This window comes from Planosporangium mesophilum (assembly GCF_016863255.1).
Taxonomy (GTDB): Bacteria; Actinomycetota; Actinomycetes; order Mycobacteriales; family Micromonosporaceae; genus Planosporangium; species Planosporangium mesophilum.
Genome location: NZ_BOON01000095.1, coordinates 1 through 1779, shown reverse-complemented (window position 1 = coordinate 1779; position 1779 = coordinate 1). Strand labels below are relative to the sequence as shown.

Annotated in this window: 2 rRNA genes; both read left to right on the top strand. The window is 58.2% G+C overall.

The window, feature by feature from the left end:
* A 23S ribosomal RNA gene (locus Pme01_RS30675) occupies positions 1-1507 on the top strand; the annotation flags it as partial.
* A 127-nt stretch (positions 1508-1634) separates the two neighbouring features.
* Positions 1635-1751 (top strand): 5S ribosomal RNA (rrf, locus tag Pme01_RS30670).
* Positions 1752-1779 lie beyond the last annotated feature (28 nt).

Sequence of the window (1779 nt, the reverse complement as noted above, 5' to 3'; positions counted from 1 at the left end):
GGGAACCTGGCGGGTAGTAGGCAAGCGATGGGGTGACGCAGGAGGGTAGCTGATCCCGGCCGGTGGTTGTGCCGGGGTAAGCGTGTAGCCCGTAGCATAGGTAAATCCGTGCTGCATGAGGGTGAGACGTGATGCCGAGCCGTTTCAGGTGAAGTCAGTGATCCCATGCTGCCGAGAAAAGCCTCTAGCGAGGTCCGAGCGGCCCGTACCCCAAACCGACACAGGTGGTCAGGTAGAGAATACCGAGGCGATCGGGTGAACTGTGGTTAAGGAACTCGGCAAATTGCCCCCGTAACTTTGGGAGAAGGGGGGCCACTGTTGGTGACGGCACTTGCTGTCTGAGCTGGTGGTGGCCGCAGAGACCAGGGGGAAGCGACTGTTTACTAAAAACACAGGTCCATGCGAAGTCGTAAGACGATGTATATGGACTGACGCCTGCCCGGTGCTGGAACGTTAAGGGGACCGGTTAGCCCTCACGGGCGAAGCTGAGAACTTAAGCGCCAGTAAACGGCGGTGGTAACTATAACCATCCTAAGGTAGCGAAATTCCTTGTCGGGTAAGTTCCGACCTGCACGAATGGCGTAACGACTTCCCCACTGTCTCAACCACAGGCCCGGCGAAATTGCAGTACGAGTAAAGATGCTCGTTACGCGCGGCAGGACGGAAAGACCCCGGGACCTTTACTATAGCTTGACATTGGTGCTCGAATTAGCTTGTGTAGGATAGGTGGGAGCCGGTGAAGCGGTCACGCCAGTGGTCGTGGAGGCAACGTTGAAATACCACTCTGGTTGATTTGGGTATCTAACCTGCGGCCCTGATCGGGTCGAGGGACAGTGTCTGGTGGGTAGTTTAACTGGGGCGGTTGCCTCCTAAAGGGTAACGGAGGCGCCCAAAGGTTCCCTCAGCCTGGTTGGCAATCAGGTGTTGAGTGCAAGTGCACAAGGGAGCTTGACTGTGAGACTGACAGGTCGAGCAGGGACGAAAGTCGGGACTAGTGATCCGGCACTGGCTTGTGGAAGCGGTGTCGCTCAACGGATAAAAGGTACCCCGGGGATAACAGGCTGATCTTCCCCAAGAGTCCATATCGACGGGATGGTTTGGCACCTCGATGTCGGCTCGTCGCATCCTGGGGCTGGAGTAGGTCCCAAGGGTTGGGCTGTTCGCCCATTAAAGCGGTACGCGAGCTGGGTTTAGAACGTCGTGAGACAGTTCGGTCCCTATCCGCCGCGCGCGTAGGAGACTTGAGAAGGGCTGTCCCTAGTACGAGAGGACCGGGACGGACGAACCTCTGGTGTGCCAGTTGTACCGCCAGGTGCACGGCTGGTTGGCTACGTTCGGAAGGGATAACCGCTGAAAGCATCTAAGCGGGAAGCCTGCTTCAAGATGAGGTCTCCCACCCCTTTGAGGGGTAAGGCCCCCAGGTAGACGACTGGGTTGATAGGCCGGATGTGGAAGCCCGGTGACGGGTTCGAGCTGACCGGTACTAATAGGCCGAGGACTTGACCTACACCAGACGGTCAAAACCGCGAGAAAGTATGTGTGCATCCACTGTGTGATTCTGAGCGAACACCATCAGACCCCCCGACCCCCTTGTGGGGTCGGCGTGCCGGTCGTGGTTGATATGTTCACAGCGTTACGGCGGTCATGGCGGAGGGGAAACGCCCGGTAACATTCCGAACCCGGAAGCTAAGCCCTCCAGCGCCGATGGTACTGCACCCGGGAGGGTGTGGGAGAGTAGGACACCGCCGGACACACTTTCACGTCGAGCCCACCCCGCAA